The 2136-nt window shown below is 37.1% G+C and carries 4 protein-coding genes; all 4 read right to left on the bottom strand.

Features of this window, described 5'->3' with window-relative positions; translation table 11 throughout:
• Positions 1-91: 91 nt before the first annotated feature.
• From COX95_02585 to COX95_02570, 4 genes are read right to left on the bottom strand one after another with little or no spacing between them, the layout of a single operon-like run.
• A complete protein-coding gene (locus COX95_02585; GenBank protein ID PIZ85951.1) occupies positions 92-526 on the bottom strand; it encodes a hypothetical protein in 435 nt (144 codons plus the stop codon).
• Between the two features lie 5 nt (positions 527-531).
• Positions 532-978 carry a hypothetical protein gene (locus COX95_02580; protein ID PIZ85950.1) on the bottom strand — a complete coding sequence of 149 codons (447 nt, stop codon included), beginning with the start codon at positions 976-978 and terminating at the stop codon, positions 532-534.
• Positions 979-981: 3 nt separating this feature from the next.
• Positions 982-1674, bottom strand: a complete 693-nt coding sequence (locus tag COX95_02575) for a hypothetical protein (protein PIZ85949.1) — start codon at positions 1672-1674, stop codon at positions 982-984.
• Positions 1675-1689: 15 nt separating this feature from the next.
• Entirely contained in the window at positions 1690-1896 is a 207-nt protein-coding gene (locus tag COX95_02570) for a DNA-binding protein (GenBank protein ID PIZ85948.1), read from the bottom strand.
• Positions 1897-2136 lie beyond the last annotated feature (240 nt).

Here is a 2136-nt window from a genome sequence, read left to right as displayed (position 1 = left end):
GGGGAAGGAATTTTTGCCCGCCCTCGCTTTCCGATTCCAATTTTTTTCCGCCGCCGCCGAATTTCGTGCCAACTTCGTTGGCGCGCCGCCTTTAATTCTTTCCAAAAATCCCTAAAACTTTTTCATCAATATCCGTTGTTTTGCCCCATAAATCTTTTCTCATGGCCGCCGCAGATTTTATGTAATTCTCATGCGTGGGATTTTTGGTAAATTCTGACATTGATTTTATCACTTCATCGTTCGCAAACAAAATGGCATTAAGCATTTCCGTTTTTAATTCCGCTTGCACATCTTCCAAACTTTCAAAATCGGGTCTAAATTCTTTAACTTTTACTAAACCTCTTTTCGGATCAAGAACGGTTAGCATTTGTATCAAAATAGCCCCGTATCTTTTTCGCTTCAATTCGTGAATATCGGCTTGAATATCTTTTTTATGTTGAAACCGATTTTGAAAGTACGCACCGAAAAACCCGCCGCCTAAAGCCGTTAGTAAAATCAAGACTATCTGTGCTGAAAAATTATCCATAATTTTTATTCTTCTTGATTCTTATTTTTAACTCCACTTACCACTATTCCCGCAAATAATAATCCGAACAATAATAGTTCGCCTTCAGATTTTCTCAAAAACTTTGCCCAATTTGGTATATCAACATTTCGTAAATCCTCTTTGTATTCTTCTCCACATGGTCCTCTATCATCGTTTTGGCACACTATATCACCCGTAGGATAACTTGGGCCGTGGGGCATACCATAATTCACATACACTGTAAGCCCAACTAAAACTACGAGAGTAGACCATATTGATACCGCAAAAATTTTCCTAAGTTTAGCACTTAAAGAATCGGACAATAAAAATTTAATTGCTAATCCGTAAGCTAAAAGAAGTGAAAAAAATAATTCCTTATGCCAAATATCAAGCGATATTAAAACAATAGCCACCAAAATCCATAACCATTTTTGCTTTATCCATGTAGTCATATTTTAAAAAATCGGCTCTGTATTTATTTGTACTTTAATTTCGCCTTGATAAACAAACTGGCCTACTAATTTTTGCGGTTCTGGTCTCGCCATATACATATCGTTATTTTTTGAGTAGTAGGCGTCCAGTGTTCCGTGAGGCGTAATCGCGTAATGTAAAACATGATGTGGGCTACCAGATAATCCCTTTGGCCCTAAATGTTTTGGCGAATAAACAACAAGTAGTTCCTCATCTTTAACCATAGTCGCCAATTTTGGCTCATCAAAAACACTCGCGGCAAGAAGAAAGTCATCACGATGAATAATCGGCAACCTTACACGATTGTTCAAAATTGGCGACTCCGCAAGCAAATATCCGTATGGCTGAAATCGGCTCTTAGCTTTTACTTGATTATTTTCATCAATCGTTGTTTCGTTTCTGTCAAAATCCAAAACTCGGAATGTATGATTTACAATATCAGCCCACGAAATTTCCTTGCCGATTTCAGGGATAATATTAGTTGCGTCAACGCCAGTAGTTTCTTTAAAATCTTTTTTTCGTTTTTCTTGAAAGTCGCTCATTTTCTTGAGTTTCTCTTCATTGCTTAAACCTTGCCAATCTTTTAGTAATGAATCAACTTCTTCGGAAGTTAATCCGAATTGTTTTTTAAACTTTTGGATTGGATCGTCTTTTGAAAACCAATTAAAAATTCCCATATTTTTCCAAATTTATTACTTTATTAAATCATCGACCTGAACTTCTAATGCTTTGGCGATTTTCTGCAAAGTTTCAATAGTCGGGTTCGTAATCCCACCCGTTTCAAGTTTGATAATGGAATTATAAGAAACATCAGCCAATTTTGAGAGGCGATCTTGGGACAAGCCCTTGGCTTGTCTTAGTTTCTTTATATTCTTGCCGATTTTATTCTTTTGTGCCATACTTGTATTATAATACTGCTATGATAAAATAGTGTTATGCAAACTTATATTGAAATCATATTATTAGGATACATCTTTTCTTTAATTTTTACAAGGGAGTTTTTGTTGTGTGCGCACGGGAGGGTGGGGCAAACACAACTTCCTTATTGGCGGCGCATTTCGCAAAGCGAAATACGAAATTCGGCGGCGGCGGAAAAAAATTGGAATCGGAAAGCGAGGGCGGGCAAAAATTCCTTCCCC

It is taken from the genome of bacterium CG_4_10_14_0_2_um_filter_33_32 (assembly GCA_002792735.1).
In the GTDB taxonomy this organism is placed as follows: Bacteria; Patescibacteriota; CPR2_A; order CG2-30-33-46; family CG2-30-33-46; genus CG2-30-33-46.
Note: the sequence above shows the minus strand (reverse complement) of the source record. Positions and strands in the feature narration are given on the sequence as shown.